Raw genomic sequence first — 17,993 nt, 5'->3', positions numbered from 1 at the left:
CACGGAAATCCTGACAGTCCCGTAGGGCGCCGTCCCCTCATGAGTCTAGCCCGCGCTGCGAGAGCGCATGCGCATCTTGCCGTCCTAGATGGCGACATGGTTACCTATCTCGTAAAACAACGTTACGGTCGAGGCGACATACATTCAGCAGAAAATATCCAACTCGAGGCCTATTGCACCGCGATCGGCAAGATGTTGCTGGCGCACCTCGAGCCATCCGAGCAGAACGCTTATCTCACAAGTGCGCCATTCATTCGGCTCACCTCCGCCACCATTATAGAACCACGAGATATTAGGGAACAACTAGCTCAAGCTCGTGAGCGGGGCTGGGCGGCCGAAATCGAGGAAACATCGCCGCACCTAATGTGCTTAGCTGTTCCGATTGTCGATCGGATAGGGAAGGCTCATGCTGCGATCTCAGTCAGTATCATAGATCCCCTGCCAACACTAACCGCGCTCCTGGAACGAATTCCCTTCTTACTGCAAGCGCGGCTCCAGATTGAGGATAAGCTTTTTCCCGATAGTCGATAATCAGATTCGGCTATTACGCACTCCTACCCCACCAATGGCAAATTTCTATCTCGAAAATTCATTGCTATTTTCACCTGAGACATTTGCGGAAGCGCCGCTAGCATTATTTAAAGTTTCAGCTGCGACGCAATGACCACCGGGAGGGGTTCTTGGCTGATCGCTAACGATGGCCGGACATCGAATTGTTCTGCGCGCTGAACGCCTACCTGATCCTTGCAATTGCCGCAATCATCCTCTTTTTAGCAAGAGGCGGCAATTTGACAGCCTTAGCGGCATCTACATCCGCCGACTTAACCGACCCAATCTGTATTAATGCAATCATGCCCATTCCAAAGTGGGGCAGGCATCTGATGCCATAAAGGCCTTGGAGTTTGGTAGTGAACACGATTTCCTTGTTAATCGCGCCCCTTAATGGCGTTGCACCCTTTGGATAGAATGCTGGAATGGTCTCTGCATTGTGCCCTTTATCAGTAGGCTTGAAAATAATCCGGTCGCCAGGCCGTGCCTTGATATAGGAGGGCTCAAACACCATAACGCCATCTATGCCATTATTTTTCATTTCGATAATAATGTCTTTTGCACAAACAGTTGCGGGAATACAGAAGAACACGGTTACAGCTGTAAATAAAAAACGAAACATAGTATTTCCTTTCTGAGATGCCAATTTCGATGAAATAAAAGATATGGCTGATTTTAGTCTATCTGAGACGGATAATTGGGTAGCTATGACAAGACTCTCCACGATCTTCTTTCGCTGCCGAAAACTCATACATCTTGCAAAGTCCACTATTATGACCGAACATACCATGTTAGGGCCATGTTATGCGGTCATTTGAGCGTTCATTCAATGGCGTTCAAAAAAAGTCGCCGCATTTCGAGCACGACGACGACGTGCACATTGATCGGCCAAGATCATTCGAGAACGCGCAACAGGCGACCGGCCGCCCCGGATTCAGCCGCCAAATTGCGATTGTACGCGAGCGGCATTCGCGGCGACTTCCAGCGCAAAGCATCCATGATACCGGCGAGATCCTCACCGCTCGTGAACAGGTCCTGGTTGAGCCCGACCCGCGTCGAATGCGCGCTGATCCCTTTGAGCAACTTTGCCAAATCGTCCATCGTCAGGTCTGACAACGCGCCAGCGTCGAATGCCCGTTGGATCATCGCGCGATAGATCGGCCCGACCGACGCCGGATGCAGCGCCCCCTCCCCCACATCATATTCGACCCGCGCTGGCACCGCTTTCTTGGGCAGCGTCTTGCGCAGATCCCAGCTCTCGCGCCCAGAAATGCTGTCGATCGACCGGCCCCGCACCGCTGCCTTGGCCTTGTAGCGTCGCACGTTCACACGCCGAAACACCGGCCCCGCGGCAATGCCGGCCGCCTCCAGCCAGGCGGCGATCGCCCGAACGGTACGTGGGCTGAGATAGGCGGTTGCCCCCTCCCCGTCCTGATCACCCTTGCTGCGCGCTATGCTGAGCAGCCGCGCATCCGGATCGATCGCCTCGATAATGTGCTCGACCGCGATCGCGACCAGCTCCGAGGCGCGCAGCCCGGTGTCATAGCCGGCCGACAACAGCGCGCGATCGCGCAGGCCCGGGAATCTTCCGCGCAGCTTTCGAGCAGCGCCCGCAAATTCAATCCACGGGGCTCGTCACGCTCGACGTTGCGCACCGGGCCCTTGAACCGGAGGGGCCGCGCCTGCTTCTGTACTGTGCCAAGCCGCCGACGGATCGCCTGCAGCCGCAACTTCACCAGCGAGGCCGGCGTTGGATCCTTGAGTTCGAGTAACAGGTGGATCTTGGCGATCGACGCCTTGTAGCGGCCGAGCGAGGCTGGCTTGCTGCCCTTTTCCGCGCGTGCATCAAGATAGTCCGCCACGGTCTCCGAGGTTGCCGGAAGCGATATGCGATTGTGGCGGCGGCACCAGAAGTCGAACGCCTTGAGGTCGGACTTGAGCGCGCGGATGCTGTGGGGCGACGACGCCGCTTGGTAGGCGGCGATCAGCGGCTCGTTGACGACGATGCGCTCGACCGCGTGCATCTTCACCACCGCCCAGGAGAGATCGTCGGCCGCCGCCATAGGAGCTACCGCCGTTTTCGCCGCGATCAAGACGTTGTCGTCGAGGTGCGCGGGGTGATCCATCGGCGCAATGTGTAGCGCACCTTATAAAGAGAGGTCAAATATGAACATATGATAACTGCAATTATCAAGTATTCTTACAGAGTAAGAAGCAAATAATATTGTAAATAATTGAATTATTTATAGTCATAAATGTTGTTTTATTATTTGGTGTGCGAGCTAAAATATTTTTTATAAGAGCCTGATCCGAAATTAAGTTGAGTGGTATCAGCGGGTTAGCTTGACGCTATCCCAAGTCATTGATTCAGGGGTTTTTGCGAAAACTTCCGGAGATCAACGATGTGGACCGACACCACTCGGGCGCAGTATGCCCGTGCGGACTTGGCTTTGCCAAGCGATTTGACCGATGACGAATGGGCGCTCTTGGAACCGTTTTTCCCGCCAGCATCGTTTGTGGGGCGTCCGCGCAAGTGGCCGCTCAGGCGGATTGTCGAGGCGATCCTGTATCTGCTGCGCGGGGGTCTGCCGTGGCGGATGCTTCCTCCGTGTTTTCCGCCGGTCTCGACGGTGCGACGCTGGTTCTACCTTTGGCGGGACAACAGGCTGTGGTTGTCATTGAACCATGCCCTTCTGTTGATCGGGCGCGAAGCGGCAGGCCGCGAGGCCTCGCCCAGCGCCGGGGTGATCGACAGCCAGAGCGTCAAAACCACGGAAAGTGGCGGGCCACGGGGTTATGACGCGGGCAAGAAGACCAAGGGCCGCAAACGCCACATCCTGACCGACACCGACGGCAATCTCGTCCATGCCGTTGTCCACACCGCCGACATCCAGGATCGTGATGGCGCTCCGCTGGTGCTGGCTGAGATCATCAAGCGCTTCCCGTGGCTGCGGCACGTCTTCGCCGATGGCGGCTATGCCGGTGACAAGCTCAAGGACGCGCTGCGCCGGATCGGAAAATGGACCATCGAAATCATCAAGCGATCCGATGCCGCAAAAGGCTTCGTGGTTCTCCCGCGCCGTTGGGTCGTAGAACGCACACTGGCTTGGCTCAATCGAAACCGCCGCCTCGCCAAGGACTTCGAGCAAACCATCGCTTCTGCAACCGCATGGCTGTTCATTGCCTCAATCCAGCTCTTCGCACGGCGCATCGCAAGGATATGAAATCACGAAGGATAATTATGAATCAGATGGGGTGATTGGGGCTCGTCACCGAGTCGGAGATGTGGCTGCTCCTCGCAAATGGTAGAACGTGGTCCGTATCGAGCGGCCACAACCATGAGGAGAAGCAACCGTGAACTACTATGCCGGATTGGATGTTTCGTTGGAAGAGACGGCCATCTGTATTGTCGATGAGACGGGCGCGATCGTACGCGAGCTACGCGCGCCCAGCGATCCTGAAAGCTTGATAGCGGCGTTGCTTTGCCGATGGTGCGGATCGGACTGGAGGCCTGTTCGCAATCGGCGTGGCTTCACCAGGGCATGGCTCGGTCCGGCTTGCCGGTGTTGTGCATTGAAATACGATAGGCAAAAGCGGCCATGGGAGCAATGCCGAACAAGACTGACCGCAATGACGCGCGGGGATTAGCGCAAATTATCCGCACGGGCTGGTATCGGCAGGTTCACGTCAAGAGTGCCCCGTCACGGATGTCTCGCTCTTTACTTGTGGCGTGCCGGACGGTGCTCTGTAAAGTGCGGGACATGGAGAATGCGGTGCGTGCTGTACTACGCGAAAGTGGGCTAAAAGTTGGAACTCCAGGGCGCAAGCTGTTCGCCACGCGGGTGCGCGAACTCGCTGAAACCGACCCTTCGCTGGCGGATATTACAGAACCCTTACTGGCCATCATCGCCGCCATGCACTGTCAACTTGAACGACTGACACGCCGTGTTCTTGAGGCCGTTCGAGTTGAACCGATCTGCCGACAGTTGATGACTGTGCCCGGCGTGGGGCCGCTGACGTCGCCTTTCGCGCGACCGTGGATCGACCTGAACGCTTCCGACGATCTCGCGATGTCGGCGCCCATCTGGGCCTGACTCCAAGGCGATATCAATCGGGTGAAACAGATATGCAGGGACGCGTCAGCCGGTGCGGAGACGAACTCGCGCGCACATTGCTTTACGAGGCGGCCCATACGTTACTGACCCGATGCAAGAAATGGTCGGCGCTCAAGGCCTGGGGCATGGGCATTGCCAAGCGGCGGGGGATGGCAAAGGCCCGCGTCGCTGTCGCCCGCAAGCTCGCGGTGATTCTGCATCGCATGTGCAGCGATCAGACCGAGTTTCGCTAGGGGAAGGTTCCAGCAGGCCAGATAGCATGAGGAGGCCCGAACAAGATCCTGCCTGAGAAGACGGGTAGCGTCGTTCCCATGGGGACGAAGGGCAAGACGATCTCGCTTAGAGTCCGGAACATCAGCCCAGCTGAAGGTCGCGAAACAGATTGAGACGCCTTGCTCTCCATGACCCCAATATGCGGGGGCCTTGCGCCGACCGCGGAGAGAAGCGAGTGATCCATGGGAACGATCACGTAATCGAGGAAGCAGCTTGACCCAAAGGGCCCCAATCAGAGAAGACTCTAAGCCATCATAGTATCTAGATAATTTTATAAAAGGCGAGTGATTTCAACGCGACGTGAGGCGCATTATCTTAGCAGCGCCACGTAGCATGGTTCATCCACACAGCGACTTGGGGATCGACTCCGCTGCGCCAGCTGCGGGTGAAAGCACATGCTACTCACGAAACACTCTGTGCACTCGGTCTGGCAAATCAAGGTCACTCACGGGCGAAAGACAGCATCTCCGTATCTCGTCCGCATATGCTGAGCTACCGAACTACGATAGCGTCTCTGCCGCCACGTCGTCGGGCTGTGATAGACGCCAATCGCCTTCCAGTAATTGCCGTTCGAGCGCAGGGCAGATAAGAATATCCACCTTGCAGCCTCCGCGTTGAAGCAGGGATCAAACCGCAGCCAATGTCGAACCTGAACAGGTGCACGCCCAACAAGCGCAGCGATGCGAGGTATCCACCAACTGTTGATCTGCAAGGGACCAAGATCGTAAGAGCCATTGATGTTACGAACCTCAGCGCCGATCCAGCCCGCTTCCTGATCGCGCAATCCCCAAAGCGTTTTCTCGAGCCAGGGCTGACCAAGCGAGGCTCGCCGAATACAGGCGGAGATCCGCAAGTCCCCCTCGTCAGAAGACTTCGAAAGTGTGGGGGCGGTGTACAATGCCATAGTGATGACGGCAGTGCATAGCAGCCTGGGGATGCCGTATGACCTCATCCGACCCTCCTGATAGCGGTTCCAGGCGTAGTGATCGTATTGGTCGGATCACTGTAAAGTGACAGCGCCGCAACTGGGCCACCTTTCAGAAATGCATAGAGCGCTCTCCCCGAACTGATCTCGGCGGCGGCGCTACGAGCGAAAGAAGTCCAGCTGTCAGGCCCGGTCCATCCAATGCGTCTGAAGGAAACTCTACACCTTCCGGTCAGGCGCGACGTACGGAATTCAAACCCATGCAGAGGTGGGACAGCGCCTGCGAAGCGCTTTCCCTGGGTCAGCTGAACGGCAAACTTACAGCGAAGCATAGGCAGTTACCTTATCGTTCGGGGCCATGGGAGGGTTCGGGTCGATGCGCAGGAGATTCGCTTTCCCGGTCGATGCCGGTTTTCGGCGCTGTCCATTCGGCGCGCGCATGGTCGAGAATGCCTGCGAGAAACCTGTCGAGCACCCGCGCGATGTTCCGGGCACCGTCGGCAAGATGCTCAGCCGCGCCACGGGGTGAGCGGTCACGATAGTGGAGTTGTCGCTCGAGCGCCCGATCGCGCCGCTCGTTTCGGTCTCGCTCCTGCTCGGCCCTCAAATTTTCCAGATGGCCTTCCCGGCGTTTCGAGAAGGCATCTACGCGGTCAGTCTTTAACCGGCCCAACCCTTCCGACGAAGACGTCTTCTCTCCTGATTGGCGCTCGAGCTTGCCAATCAGTTCCTTGACGTTGTTGGTCCATAGCCTGGCACCGAATGCCGCGCGGGTAATGGCAGTGTAGAAATTCTGGGCGTTGACCAGCGGCGATTCGACCGGCGCCAGCACGAAAACGCGCGGATAGGTTTTGGACTGGGCGGAATAGACCGTCTCTGCATAACCATGATCCCAGGTCCGGTGTTCCGACAGATTAACCTGCTGCACGCGCCCATCTCGATCCCAGCGGATCGTCGCTACCGGCCCATCAAGTTTTTCTGCGGTGCCGCGCTCCGCATTGCGTAGCCCGAGTTCGCGATTGACGAGCCGCCACTGCATACGGTCACCCTCCGCAATATCCCGTTCTTCAGGATTGAACACATTGATGTGGCGGGCCTTCGTCGTCTGCGGATCCCAGCGTATGACGCGCCCCTGATCGTCGACAAAACGCACAACCTGGCGCCCATTGGCCTCCCGGCCTAGTCCAGCGACCCGATAGTCGGCGTGCCGTGCGATACCGAGGTCTGCAATGTCCCGCTCGAAACGCACCACCTGTCCTGCCCCGTAGAAGCGGGCCATATGCTTCTGGATATCGGTCGAGCCCGCTGGGGCCAGGATGGAAAACCTACTATCCTCGGCGGCCAGCCCATTCTCGTTTTTCAGCGCTTCGCGAATCTTACTGTTGACGATCAGCCGGGTCGCATTGTCGAGAACAAGGATATTGGTCCCGGCCCGCGAGTCCGGCTTGAGCCGTATCCAGGCATTGACGACCTGCTCCGCCATCTTTTCATTGTCGTCAACGATGCTGACGCTATCGAGCTTCGCCAATGCCTCGGCAAAGTTCCCCGTCCGCGCGGCAGTAACGGCCGCCTTGATCGATTTCGTTTCCTGCCGCACAGCTTGCGTCAACTCGACCGTCGGCAAGCCCAGCCTCCGCATCAACCAGAAGGGTTTGCCCTGCTCGATAGCCCCGGTCTGTTTCTCGTCTCCGAGGAAAAGCAGCCGTGCCCCGGTCGTCCTGCTGATCTCGAGCATCCGCTGGGCTTGGCGGTTGCTGAGCTGCCCTGCTTCATCGAGAACCAGCACATGGCGGTCCGTGATCCCCTGCCCGCCGCGCGCGACGAAGCTGGCGACAGTATGGGACATGATGTTCGCCTTGCTTCCCAGTTCCGCAGCGGCCGATGATGTGGGTGCTAATGCAATCAATGCCGTTCCCGGCTCGGCAGCCTCAGCGAGAACTCTCACCAGCGTCGATTTTCCAGAACCGGCAACACCGTGAATCGCCGTGACCCGATCCCGCGTCAGCGCCGTCTCGACAAGTGCGCGCTGCTGCTGCGTGTTGAGCAACGTCCCGTCGAGCACGGCCAGCAAGCGATCGCTGGTGGCGATTGGACGCGCGTCATTGAGACCCAGCGCGATATGCTGAGTCAATGCCAGTTCCAGGCGCCAGGACTTCCGGCTGGTGCGGCCACGGGTCAACAACCTGTCACCGGTCTGCGCATGGGTCGGCAGCAATTTGCGCAGGACCTCATGCGCTGCGATCCGGGGACGGATATGGTCGAGCCGGACTTCACCGACATAGGCAGCAAGACCAGTGCGCAATATATCGCCTAAATTGTTGACCGCCTCGGATGTCTCCAGTTGCCGCAAGCCGAAAAGAGCCGCACGCGACGCATCGCGTTCCGTGGGCGCCGGATGCTCCCCTTCCCGACCCCGCGCCAGCGCAGCAACCTCCTGCAGCGTTTCGAGACGCTTGCCTGTCCGCTGATGCCATTGCGCGCTGAGTTCGGCCTCGCCGACCTTCACCTTCGCCTTGCGGGTGGCATAGAAAGAAGCGCGCTGGGCTTTCTGGCCCACCAGACCATGCTCGCGCGCATGATCCTCGATCGCTTCGGCGCGCTGCGAGAATTGGTCGATCAGGTCCTTCGGCACGCCTTGTATCTCGAACAATCCGGAACGCGGATCAGTATCGATTTCATAGCCCGCTTCGCGCAAACCGAAGGCCAGCGCGTTGCGATAGATCTGCCCGGCCACGCGCTGTTCGCCATACATGACCCGGCTTTCCAGGCTTGCCATGGGATCGCCATTCTCGTGGTTCGTCATGTTGAGCACGACGAGATGCGTATGCAGATGTGGATCGAGTTCCCGGCTGCCATGCTCGGTGAAACGAGCAACCAGGATCCGGCCCGTTGTTTCGTGGACGATCTTCCCTTCATCACGGCGGCGCAACTGCGCCTGCTCTTCCAGATAGGAGATAGCCGCGGTCACCGCGCGCTCATGGGCGGCGAGCACGCGTTCGTCACCTGCCACCAGCCCCATGATCGAAACCGACTTTGGCGCATTGACCGCAAAATCCCAACCGGGGTGATGCTGAATTTCGCCATCCGCGCGGTGCCGCCCGAGTTGTTGATCGCCGACTTTTCCAGCAAGAAGGTCGCGCAGCAGCTTCGGATCAACAGCGCCGAAGATGCCGAGATCGGCTGCAAGCTGCCCACCCCATGCAGACGGTTCATTGCCGCCCTTGGTGTAGTAATCGCCAACCGTGTAGTAGCGGGCGATATTGGCTGGTGTGCCATGGAGGCGTTGCGGCTGAATCATGCTGGCCTCGCCCGCTCACGCGGTCCGTCATCGCGGCCATGCTGGACAAGATCGGACCGGATTTCTCCCTGCCTGCCAGCAAGGATCGTCCAAAGGGTGCGCGCGGGCGCGGGAAGCTCGGCATTCTCGTTATTGAGCAATATATCTTCCACACGCTGCGGGTCGATGTTCGGCGATGGAGGCGTAAACAGATCCGGCTGGGGTGGTGGCGTCGGGGCGGGTTCTGAAGATGTCGAAGGCTTCGCTGGCTTGATCTCGCCATGTGTCGCTGGCGGAGATGACTGCGTGGCTTCCCGCTCCATCGCTTCACGAACACGCGCTTCGGCGTGGGCGATGCGAACGAGCATCCCGGCCTTGTCGATCTGAATGGGGGGTGTCGTGCGTTCGAGAAAGGCTGGTCCCAAAGAGGGTGCCTCGTTGAACCGGCTATCGAACCGCACCACGGGCAAATTGCGGCCAAAGCGCAGGAAGCCCACCAGGTTGGGCAGGTTGGTGACCTCGGTCGACATGACCAGTGGCCGCGTCACCTGCATGCGCGACAAATTGACACCGTCGCGCATATCGTTGACGCCATAGGACATGCCCTCATTGGCCTCGACCTGTTCTGCCTGACCGAGGTTGATCGAGACATGCTCGGCGGTATCGGTGTCGTTCGCGCGCAGCGCCACCCAAGTCGAGCAATAGCCAGTGATCGCAGCCGCATCGTCCTTGCCGTAGGTCGCCTTGAGCTGGGGATAAGACTGGAAACCCAATATGCCGCAGCCGCCATATTTGCGGGCACGGGCGAGAAAGTCCGAGAGCGACGGCAGCTTATGCAGCGTCGGCAGTTCGTCGATCACGCAATAAAGCCGTCGGTCGCGATCGGGCGTCAGGCTCATGATGGCGCTGATTGCGATGTCGAGCCAGACGGTGATAAGCGGGCGTAGCGAGGGAAGCTGGTCGGCCTTCACGGTGATGAAGAGCCAGCTCCCGTCTGCGCCCTTATCCACCCAGTCGCGGATCGAGAAGCCGTCCTCGGTATCATCGAGATAACCAAAACTGCGCATGACCGATGCAAGTTCGGCCTGGATGCCGGCGGATGTCCTTTCGCCTTCGGTGCTGATGAAGGCGGCGGCATCGGTGCCGGTCACGAAGGCGGCAAGGTCTTTCAGTTTCGAGCGCAGCAGACGGTCGAGGAGGACCGAGACATAGGTATGTTTCTGGCGCGCCAGCTTGCGCATGACTGCAACCAGCGTCCCCCGCGCCGCCTTCGCCCAGAAGGGATCGCCATGCTTGTCGGGAATGGTCGATTCCGCGATCTGATCATAATGATAATCGCGTGGCACATCGACCCAGGGCGACCAGCGCGCCGCGCGCTGGTCGAGCGGGTTGAGCAACATGTCAGTGCCCTGCCGATAGAATTTCTCGACGAAGGTACCGGCGGTATCATAGACGATGGCGCGCCGACCCGATTTGCGGATGCCGTCGAGCATGCCGACGATGAGGTTTGTCTTGCCCGTGCCAGGCGCACCGCACAGCAGGATATGCTCAGGCTCATAGGCCTCAGGCACCGGCACATTGCCGATCACCAGAGGTCCCTTGGTCTGTCGCCATAGCGCGCGTTTCACCTGGCGGATCGTGCCGAACCTTGCCCCTCGCAGATATTCGTTGGAGCCCAGGCCCCTACCCGTCCGGGTGAAGTAGAACCAGGCCCAGGCAAGCATAACAAGGGTGAACAGGCCAGAGAGCAGTGCGCCATGCAGCAGATAGACTTCAAATGCATGCAGGGTCTTTTTCGCAAGGGTGGAGGCAACCAGCCAGTCCGCCGAGGTCCAGTAGGCCTGGCCGTCGGGGGTGCGAAACTGCACCGGATCATTGGTCCCGGCGGCCGCATCCACCTTGATCGTGGCCTCAGCCAATTTGATCAGAACGAACCGCTCATATTCGGTCGACTTCTCGAACGCATACCAGAGCGTGCCGATGATCCAGATGATGCAACCGGCCAATATGGTCTGGTAAAAGACCTGGGTCGTCATGCGGACATTGTGGACGATCGCCTGTCCGCCGCGCGTCCAGGAGCCCAGTGTGTCGTTGCGAAAGATGCTCATGGGACATCCTCCCTGCCAAGCAGTCCGCGTTCGGCAAGGATCATTCGGGCCTGCGCCATGCCCTGCTCGAGCGCGCTGGGAGATTGCTCGCCGACGGACGTCGCGACGATTGACAGGATCTGGATCGAGGTGGCGAGGATCTCATCCTGGGAGGAGAAGACATAGCGTTTGCGCTCATCGACCGCCTGCTCAAGTAGCTGACGGATGAACCCCGATAAGGACAGGTTCGCACCGAGCGCACGGCGCATCAAGGCGGCATGCAGCGATTCATCGAGGCGAAAATTAAGCTTGGGCAAGCGAAGGGTCTCCTTATCCGGAGACCTTCGAAAATATCATGAAGCGAACACATATTACCGGAACGGCAATGTTGGTGCAAGCCGCCCTATCACCAGGTTGATCCAGAGATTTAGCGTTGAGAATAAGTGCCGACAGGAAAACAGGCTGAGCGGACTCTGTCAGTTGCCTCTGATGATGATGGAAGGCGGCGGCGTTCCGCCTGTCTCCCCGCGGTGTCGACGGATTTCGCCGATCCCCAGTCTGATCTTCTTGGCCACGACCTCCGACATGCGCCGCACCTCACTAGGCGTATCGAGACCAGGGACGCCCTCCAGAAACTCGGCCAGCAAAATCGTGAGCATCTGACAGACTTCGGCTGAGCCGATATAGAGGGTATCCCCCTTGCCCGCTTCCGGGGCGTGTTGCCTTTGCGCCGACACTTCGCAGATGGCCTTGACCACCGCCTGGCGGAGGTCGCTGATATAGTCCTCGTTCAATTCCGTCATGGTGCTGTCCTTTCTGCCGCGACAAAAAAGACCATGAATTCGGCCAGGATTCAACGGGCGTCGCCCCGATGGTTCCGGCGACACAGCATTCTGGAATCCGCAATGGTGTACGACGCGTATCACAAAATTCCCGAAGTCGTTTCAATACGATATGTGGCCCCGTGTGAACCCTGTGTTCCGCGTACGACAGCGCGCCGGATCGCCGTGAGACATGTAATACAGACTTATCTTAATGTTTTCAGGGTATAATGTGGCCGCAGCACCCGTGCGTAGGGTCCATTACAAAACGGCCTTGCGCCGTGCGTCCCGCCTTACGCAGCGCGCTCGCGCTGCGCTGCCTCGTGCCGGTAGGCGCGGGGCAACCTTTCTGCTGATTTTCGGGGGCCGATATCGGGGTGGTTTGAGGGTAGAACTCATGAGCTTTTTCTCCCAGAATCTAAAAAAGGAGGCCGGATATAAGGCCCGGTCCCGATAGCGTGATTACCGTCATCAGGGGATTTAACGACAGGCTTCGCATGCCAGCATCGCCGTCCCGTCGGCGCGCCGTACACCCCGCCAATTCCGCAGGAAGCGGCGAGCCGCTCTTGCTTTGGCCCGTCGATATGGCACAGTTGCGTGTGACGGGCAGCCCATCGCGGAAGGACGATGGAAATGCCAAAGATGACCGAAAGGGATCGGCTTGCCGATCTCGAAACACGTCAGCGCAAGCTGACGGAAGATCTGGAAACCGCTCGCCGCGCTCTGCGCGGCAAATATGCGGCCATGGTGAACGACTTGCCGATAGAGACGCTTACGGAACGTGAGTTTCGCGAGCTTCTGATGCAGGCGATCCGGGTTGGTGGCGGCGCAGCGCTGACGGCCCTGAAAAAGTTGCCGCCGGTGACCTGACCCGCCGCGAAGCGGCAATCTGAAGATGACCGGCAGGGGTGGAGCATAAGAAGCCCATTCCTGTCGGTATCAGAGCACAGGATGACGATGCGGTCTTCCGGGCAAACCAGATAGGGACGAAGCATCCCCGTTCTGCACATCGACGGATATTGGCGAGACTTCCCCTGCTCCGATCATTCCAGATGATAAAGCCATAGGAGGCATTCCCCGCTATGGCCCTTCCCTCCTCTGATGGTCACGCTGAACATTTTCGCGACGACCCGCCCTCCCAAACCGCACCCGAAGGGTGTCCCTGCGACGAGCACGGCGAAGCCGCGCGCAGGAGGCCGGGACCGCGCTGGCGGTTCCGCATCGCCTCCGCGACGGGCCCGCGCGCGGGTCCCTGAGCGGGGGCGAGTGCTGCGCTCGAAAAAAGAAATGAGGATCGGCCCGGTAAACCGGACCGATCCTCTCGGGGCTTCATTGCGCCTCCCATTCCTGATCGCTGAGCCTGACAAACCGCGCCGGGATACGCTTCTCCCTGACCAGTCGCGCAAGGTGCGATTGCAATCCTGATCCTTCGCACACCAGCGCTTCGACGGGACGTAATCCGACCATCTGCTCGTTGCGTACGAACCCCGCCCGCTTGCCCAGCTTCGCGCTGAGGCGGAATGTGATGAGCGTCACCTTGCGCGACGCTGCCCAGACTGCGGCCATGGCGTCGCACCCCTTGTCCTGCGCGGTCGTCGCCAGCACCATCATCGGATTTCGGGATTTGGCTTCATCGAGCTTCTCCCAGATGAGGCGGTCGTCGAACCAGCATTCCGCTCCTCCTGAGAAGATCACGACGGGCCCTTGCGGATTGTGCGCGTCGGTCTTGCGCTGGCGACGGGCGGCGAGGAAATCGGTGGCGGCAATCACCGACGCGGTGCGCTTGCTCGACACCAGCGATCCCTTCGGCGCTGACCATGGCCGCCCGGTTTCGGTGTGAAAGACGTCGGCGGCATGGTCGCGCATGCACCGCAGCGCATCGGTAGCTTCGTCGAGATATTCGAGCTCGTCGCGTGCCTGCTCGAGTTCGACGCTGTGGATTTCGCTGCCATCGGCGCGACGCAGCAGGTCCTGAACCTGCCGTGTCGCCTTGTCGGCCTGGCCCTCCCACTGGTCGGCAACGTGATGGAAGCTGTTGACGATACCCCATGCCAGGCGTTGCGCGGCGGGCTCCAAGCGCGTGTCTCGCAGGACATCGAAAAGTGTCGTGACGATCAGTTCGACGGCGAGCTGGGCTTCCCTCGGATCGGGCATGTCGGTCGCCATCTCCTCACCGCCTCGTCCGATGCGGACACCATCTAGATCGGACGCGAAGGCGGCATGGAAATCGTCGGTGGTGGCCGCTGTCTCCTGCGTGATGAATGTAGCAATGTCGGAAGGCGTGCGGTCGGCGTGGTTGATCTTCGTCATGAGAACCTCCTTTTGAAGCGAAAGAGGTTCCCCCTTGGGCACGGGCTCCGAGCGGCGGGGTCAAGGATCGCGGAACGCGACCGGCGCAGCCGGCGATGGGGGTCACGATTTTTTGGGGCGGCCACAAGGGTGGAAGGCTGGACGCAATGCCTGACCCGCCCCGAAAAATGGTGGGGCCCCGTCGTCCTTGAGGCCGACGCGGTCCCGTGCCACCCTTGGAATTCTTGAGAGAGAGAAGAGGCGTTGCGAATCTGGGGCTCGATGCCCCTGATTCGCAAATGGGTGCCTCCAGGCGCTGCCCTTGCGGGAGAGCGCCAGCCACGCTTGCCCTCATCGCCAGGGTCAGCATCTGTTCCATGAAAACGGGGACGGCGCGCGTAGCGCTGTCCCCGAACGGAATGCGAGCGATGTAATGTCAGGCGGCGCGGCGAAGTCGGTTGCGTTGGGGCGGAGCGACCTTTTCGACCGGAACCTGATCGGCCTTGCGGAAGGCATGGATCGGAACGCCGGCCTTGCGCAGGGCCTGATAAAGATTGGCCTGAATACCCGATCCCTCACCCAGCAAGGCTTCGACGGGTTTCAGGTCCACAAGCTTGCGATTGCGGGCGAAGGGCGCACCGCGCCCCGACCCCGTCAGCGAATATATCACAAGTTGCACCTCCCGATTGCCAGCCCAAGAGGCCACGATCGCGTCGAAGCCCTTGCGCTGCGCAGTCGTCACCAGCGTCATATGCGGGATACGTTCGAGGATCGTGTCGAGCCGATCCCAGAGCAATTGCCAGTCATGCCATTCCGCATGGCCTGAGGCGATAACGATCGGTCCACGGGGACGATACCGCTCGCGTTCGGCCAGTTCCCGGGCGCGCAGGAAATCCTGTATCGACACCTGCGTAGCGGTAGCGGCCTTCGAGACGCGCGATCCACGCGCCGGCGACCAGGGACGACCCGATAGCACGTGGAAAGTTTCGGCGGCATAATCGCGCATACACTCGACCGCCTCGCGCTGTTCGGTCAGCGACTGGCACAGGAGCTGTTTCTCCTCCAGTTCGCTGTTGAAGACCTCGGAAGGCTCGATCCGCCGGATCATGTCGCGCAGCTCATTGGCCAGCATGTCTTCCTGTCTTTCAAGCTTGCCAGCGACGAAGTGGAAGCTGTTGACCATGCCCCAGGCGATCTCGGACGCGAGCGCGTCCAGGCGGGTATCGGTCAAAAGATCGAAGATGGTGGCGATCACACCCGCGCAATCGGCCTGCGCGTGGAGCGGTTCGGGCATATCATGCTCGCCCGGCTCGTCGCCCGGCGCGATGATCGAAAGCGGGATGGGGTCGCCAAAGGCGCGCTTGAATTCCGGTGTCGCCGTCATCTGCGCAAACAGCGCCGGCAGGTCTGCAAAGTGGCTGATACGCCGCGAATGGTCGTGGGTCATGGGACTTCTCCTCATCATGGAAAAGGAAAAGAGGCGCGAACGCGCAAAAGCGTCCCGCCCCATTATGTCGATCAGTGCATGTTCGCCCGTACGCTGGCGAAAGCGGTTGAGCGCGTCAGGACGGCATCGACGATTTGCGCCGCATGGGGCGCAAAGGGCGTGCCTTCGAGCAGGTCATAGATAGCAGCGATGATCTCGCCGCATGTAACGCCGCCAGGTATTTCCAGCGAGCGGACCGCAAGCGTGTTTTGGGGTGCCAGCAGATCCCGGATAGCGGGACTGGCGATGATCGCGGCGCAGAGCGCCGAGAGATCGGACAACGGCGCGATGTCATGAAAAGAAGGAAGCGGCATGGACTGTCTCCTCATGCGAAGAAAGGAAATGGGCCGGGGAAACCTGACGCCTCCCCGGCCCCGAACGGGTTCCGATCAACGGGTGATCAGAACGGGTCCTCCTCGCCAAACGGCGCGCCTGCACCGGCCAGCTCGCCGTCAGCCCCTGCGGTGCTGTCGCCGAAGCCGCCTTCGTCGCGCGAACCGCGATCGTCATAATTGGTGCGGCTGGTCCCCATGCTGCCCCCGAAGTCGGAGCGCATGGTGTCGCGCCGCCATGCGACCATGTAGCCGCCATGATCGGCCGGGAAGAGCGCGATCGGCAGCGGTTCAGGCAGGCTGGGATCGTCGATATTGCCGGCAAGGAAGACCTCGCCGGTGCGCTTGGACGCAGCCTCCCACAATGCGCCGACCTGAACCCAGCGACGCGCGACGTTGAGCGCCAGGATTTCGTAGACCGGAGCCTTCTCATTCTCGCTCATGACCTTGCGCAGCCCAATGCGCGGGAGATCGATCGTGCGGGTGGCGATCGAGCCCGTCAGGCGGCCGTTCTGATTGAAGATTTCACCGATGTTCATCGTCTTGACCTTTCGAATGTCGCTCGAAATCCATTTTCCGGCGACACCCTCCCCGTCCCTTCTCTCCTCTCTGTCCCGCCCTTGCCCCGCGCACCGCCCGTCGAAGGAACAGCGCTCCCCATCCCTCCCGCGCGACGCTCGCCCCTCCACCACCCGCAGCCCTGCGACCGGCCCACAATTCTGCGCAAACCCCCGGCAAGACGGGCCGCGAATGCAGGGCCGCCGGGGGCAGCGAGGGTGGATGAGACGCGAGGTTGGAGGCGCGGCGGTAGCCGCGCGGGCGCTACGGTCGGGGGAGTAGCGGTAGTGGTGCGCAAGGCGAGGCCGGGCGATTCCTAAAGGCCGAACCGGCAGAGTTGTAATGACCGGCACCGACCGGTACATTTCCAGTATCGCGCGGTTGATGGCCGCGGACCGCTGGGGAAAACGCCAGGACATAGATCAGATTGGCGACGCTTGCGGGACCGACAGCAAGCACATGGCTCCTATGTGCCTATCAAGCATGGATCACGCCCTGCGGCCCAACCACATGGTCTTGCCGGGCAAACTCCGTAGTGGCGGCAGGCCTGGTGATGGCGGGTATGCGACATGCAGGGAAATTCCAGGACGTCACCTTATCCGGGCGTGGCCACCTCAGTCCTTGCCAGGCCGTGAAGCGCAGGCCCGCCCGGCATTGAAGCGTTCGATCCATGTGTTGATGTGGGAACGTTGCTCGATCGGGACAGCTGCCGCTGCACGCTGGAACTCGACAAGATCGAGCGGAGCATTCGCCATGATCTCGTCGATCTCGGTGCCATCGAGCAAGCCCTCGGCGCGGATGAAGGCCGTCATCGATCCCGGCCGCTTTCGGGTCGATTTGCGCCATAGTCCCTCTATCGTACGCAGGCGGGGCGCCGCGCGGGATTCGAGCAGCACGATAAGGCGCAATTCCTCGCGCGGCAGCGCGCGCACCTCCGACACCTGCATGGCGGTACAAAAGAAGCACGAGCTTTTATGAAAGGCCGGCAACCCTGCTGGGCTATCACACGCTCGCAATCTTCACGCGTGAAGCCCCAATCCCGAAGCGGGTACCGGTATTCATAGAGGTCCGAGCTATGTCCTACGCGGTGGGCGTAACGCTGATTGTCCCGGGCCGAGCAGTCGTAACCGATCAGCCGGACAACTTTCTGGCCATTGGCCCAGGCATGCTGTGCCGGAGGCCAGGCCTTGACCCATTTGTCCTGTGGCGAAATTTTATGCCGTGCCGAACAACTATGCTGCCCAAATGCGATCGAGGGCAATGTGCCATTCGTCAAACAGG

Annotated in this window: 13 protein-coding genes and 2 pseudogenes; 4 read left to right on the top strand and 11 right to left on the bottom strand. The window is 60.0% G+C overall.

What is annotated here, in order from left to right; genetic code table 11:
• Nucleotides 1–96 precede the first annotated feature (96 nt).
• On the top strand, nt 97–531 hold the full coding sequence (locus tag CEQ44_RS03940; RefSeq protein WP_176401102.1) for an IclR family transcriptional regulator C-terminal domain-containing protein: 435 nt from the start codon (nt 97–99) through the stop codon (nt 529–531).
• Between the two features lie 202 nt (nt 532–733).
• On the opposite strand, the gene CEQ44_RS03935 is transcribed toward CEQ44_RS03940, so the two are convergent.
• Together CEQ44_RS03935 and CEQ44_RS03930 are read right to left on the bottom strand one after the other, a co-directional pair.
• Nucleotides 734–1,171 carry a pseudoazurin gene (locus CEQ44_RS03935; protein WP_088189822.1) on the bottom strand — a complete coding sequence of 146 codons (438 nt, stop codon included), beginning with the start codon at nt 1,169–1,171 and terminating at the stop codon, nt 734–736.
• Nucleotides 1,172–1,443: 272 nt separating this feature from the next.
• Nucleotides 1,444–2,675, bottom strand: a pseudogene (locus tag CEQ44_RS03930) (integrase).
• A 276-nt stretch (nt 2,676–2,951) separates the two neighbouring features.
• Here CEQ44_RS03930 and CEQ44_RS03925 point away from each other — a divergent pair.
• Both CEQ44_RS03925 and CEQ44_RS03920 read left to right on the top strand, forming a co-directional pair.
• Nucleotides 2,952–3,773 carry an IS5 family transposase gene (locus tag CEQ44_RS03925; RefSeq protein ID WP_088189821.1) on the top strand — a complete coding sequence of 274 codons (822 nt, stop codon included), beginning with the start codon at nt 2,952–2,954 and terminating at the stop codon, nt 3,771–3,773.
• 130 nt (nt 3,774–3,903) lie between these two features.
• Nucleotides 3,904–4,897, top strand: a pseudogene (locus tag CEQ44_RS03920) (IS110 family transposase).
• A gap of 1,308 nt (nt 4,898–6,205) precedes the next feature.
• On the opposite strand, the gene mobF reads toward CEQ44_RS03920, so the two are convergent.
• The 4 genes from mobF to CEQ44_RS03895 all read right to left on the bottom strand — a co-directional run bounded on the left by mobF (nt 6,206) and on the right by CEQ44_RS03895 (nt 12,029).
• Nucleotides 6,206–9,160 (bottom strand): MobF family relaxase, encoded by a 2,955-nt coding sequence (gene mobF, locus CEQ44_RS03910; RefSeq protein ID WP_088189820.1) that lies wholly within the window; start codon nt 9,158–9,160, stop codon nt 6,206–6,208.
• Nucleotides 9,157–11,247 carry a type IV secretion system DNA-binding domain-containing protein gene (locus tag CEQ44_RS03905; protein ID WP_088189819.1) on the bottom strand — a complete coding sequence of 697 codons (2,091 nt, stop codon included), beginning with the start codon at nt 11,245–11,247 and terminating at the stop codon, nt 9,157–9,159. Before CEQ44_RS03905 ends, mobF begins: the two co-directional genes overlap by 4 nt.
• Nucleotides 11,244–11,543 carry a CopG family transcriptional regulator gene (locus tag CEQ44_RS03900; RefSeq protein WP_088189818.1) on the bottom strand — a complete coding sequence of 100 codons (300 nt, stop codon included), beginning with the start codon at nt 11,541–11,543 and terminating at the stop codon, nt 11,244–11,246. Before CEQ44_RS03900 ends, CEQ44_RS03905 begins: the two co-directional genes overlap by 4 nt.
• A gap of 159 nt (nt 11,544–11,702) precedes the next feature.
• Nucleotides 11,703–12,029 carry a hypothetical protein gene (locus tag CEQ44_RS03895; protein ID WP_088189817.1) on the bottom strand — a complete coding sequence of 109 codons (327 nt, stop codon included), beginning with the start codon at nt 12,027–12,029 and terminating at the stop codon, nt 11,703–11,705.
• A 660-nt stretch (nt 12,030–12,689) separates the two neighbouring features.
• Between CEQ44_RS03895 and CEQ44_RS03890 the strand changes: the two genes are divergently transcribed.
• Nucleotides 12,690–12,917: a hypothetical protein gene (locus tag CEQ44_RS03890; protein ID WP_254913875.1), complete on the top strand. Its 228-nt coding sequence runs from the start codon at nt 12,690–12,692 to the stop codon at nt 12,915–12,917.
• 459 nt (nt 12,918–13,376) lie between these two features.
• Here the strand turns inward: CEQ44_RS03890 and CEQ44_RS03885 are convergent, their stop codons facing one another.
• The 5 genes from CEQ44_RS03885 to CEQ44_RS25270 all read right to left on the bottom strand — a co-directional run bounded on the left by CEQ44_RS03885 (nt 13,377) and on the right by CEQ44_RS25270 (nt 17,659).
• Nucleotides 13,377–14,357 carry a DUF2493 domain-containing protein gene (locus CEQ44_RS03885; protein ID WP_088189815.1) on the bottom strand — a complete coding sequence of 327 codons (981 nt, stop codon included), beginning with the start codon at nt 14,355–14,357 and terminating at the stop codon, nt 13,377–13,379.
• Nucleotides 14,358–14,772: 415 nt separating this feature from the next.
• Nucleotides 14,773–15,783: a DUF2493 domain-containing protein gene (locus tag CEQ44_RS03880; RefSeq protein WP_088189814.1), complete on the bottom strand. Its 1,011-nt coding sequence runs from the start codon at nt 15,781–15,783 to the stop codon at nt 14,773–14,775.
• 71 nt (nt 15,784–15,854) lie between these two features.
• Nucleotides 15,855–16,136, bottom strand: a complete 282-nt coding sequence (locus CEQ44_RS03875) for a hypothetical protein (RefSeq protein ID WP_088189813.1) — start codon at nt 16,134–16,136, stop codon at nt 15,855–15,857.
• A gap of 86 nt (nt 16,137–16,222) precedes the next feature.
• Nucleotides 16,223–16,693, bottom strand: a complete 471-nt coding sequence (locus CEQ44_RS03870; protein ID WP_088189812.1) for a DUF736 domain-containing protein — start codon at nt 16,691–16,693, stop codon at nt 16,223–16,225.
• A 633-nt stretch (nt 16,694–17,326) separates the two neighbouring features.
• On the bottom strand, nt 17,327–17,659 hold the full coding sequence (locus CEQ44_RS25270; RefSeq protein WP_306341412.1) for a hypothetical protein: 333 nt from the start codon (nt 17,657–17,659) through the stop codon (nt 17,327–17,329).
• Nucleotides 17,660–17,993 lie beyond the last annotated feature (334 nt).

Origin of the sequence: Sphingobium sp. Z007, assembly GCF_900013425.1 — a bacterium.
Classification (GTDB): Bacteria; Pseudomonadota; Alphaproteobacteria; order Sphingomonadales; family Sphingomonadaceae; genus Sphingobium.
The sequence above is the reverse complement of the archived record's forward strand: the minus strand, read 5'-3'. Positions and strand labels throughout refer to the sequence as shown.

What these genes read in the sequence shown, in the direction of transcription:
- CEQ44_RS03940 (WP_176401102.1), top strand. Translation starts at nt 97, where the DNA reads ATGGTTACCTATCTCGTAAAACAACGTTACGGTCGAGGCGACATACAT.
- CEQ44_RS03935 (WP_088189822.1), bottom strand. Translation starts at nt 1,171, where the DNA reads ATGTTTCGTTTTTTATTTACAGCTGTAACCGTGTTCTTCTGTATTCCC.
- CEQ44_RS03925 (WP_088189821.1), top strand. Translation starts at nt 2,952, where the DNA reads ATGTGGACCGACACCACTCGGGCGCAGTATGCCCGTGCGGACTTGGCT.
- mobF (WP_088189820.1), bottom strand. Translation starts at nt 9,160, where the DNA reads ATGATTCAGCCGCAACGCCTCCATGGCACACCAGCCAATATCGCCCGC.
- CEQ44_RS03905 (WP_088189819.1), bottom strand. Translation starts at nt 11,247, where the DNA reads ATGAGCATCTTTCGCAACGACACACTGGGCTCCTGGACGCGCGGCGGA.
- CEQ44_RS03895 (WP_088189817.1), bottom strand. Translation starts at nt 12,029, where the DNA reads ATGACGGAATTGAACGAGGACTATATCAGCGACCTCCGCCAGGCGGTG.
- CEQ44_RS03890 (WP_254913875.1), top strand. Translation starts at nt 12,690, where the DNA reads ATGACCGAAAGGGATCGGCTTGCCGATCTCGAAACACGTCAGCGCAAG.
- CEQ44_RS03885 (WP_088189815.1), bottom strand. Translation starts at nt 14,357, where the DNA reads ATGACGAAGATCAACCACGCCGACCGCACGCCTTCCGACATTGCTACA.
- CEQ44_RS03880 (WP_088189814.1), bottom strand. Translation starts at nt 15,783, where the DNA reads ATGACCCACGACCATTCGCGGCGTATCAGCCACTTTGCAGACCTGCCG.
- CEQ44_RS03875 (WP_088189813.1), bottom strand. Translation starts at nt 16,136, where the DNA reads ATGCCGCTTCCTTCTTTTCATGACATCGCGCCGTTGTCCGATCTCTCG.
- CEQ44_RS03870 (WP_088189812.1), bottom strand. Translation starts at nt 16,693, where the DNA reads ATGAACATCGGTGAAATCTTCAATCAGAACGGCCGCCTGACGGGCTCG.
- CEQ44_RS25270 (WP_306341412.1), bottom strand. Translation starts at nt 17,659, where the DNA reads ATGCAGGTGTCGGAGGTGCGCGCGCTGCCGCGCGAGGAATTGCGCCTT.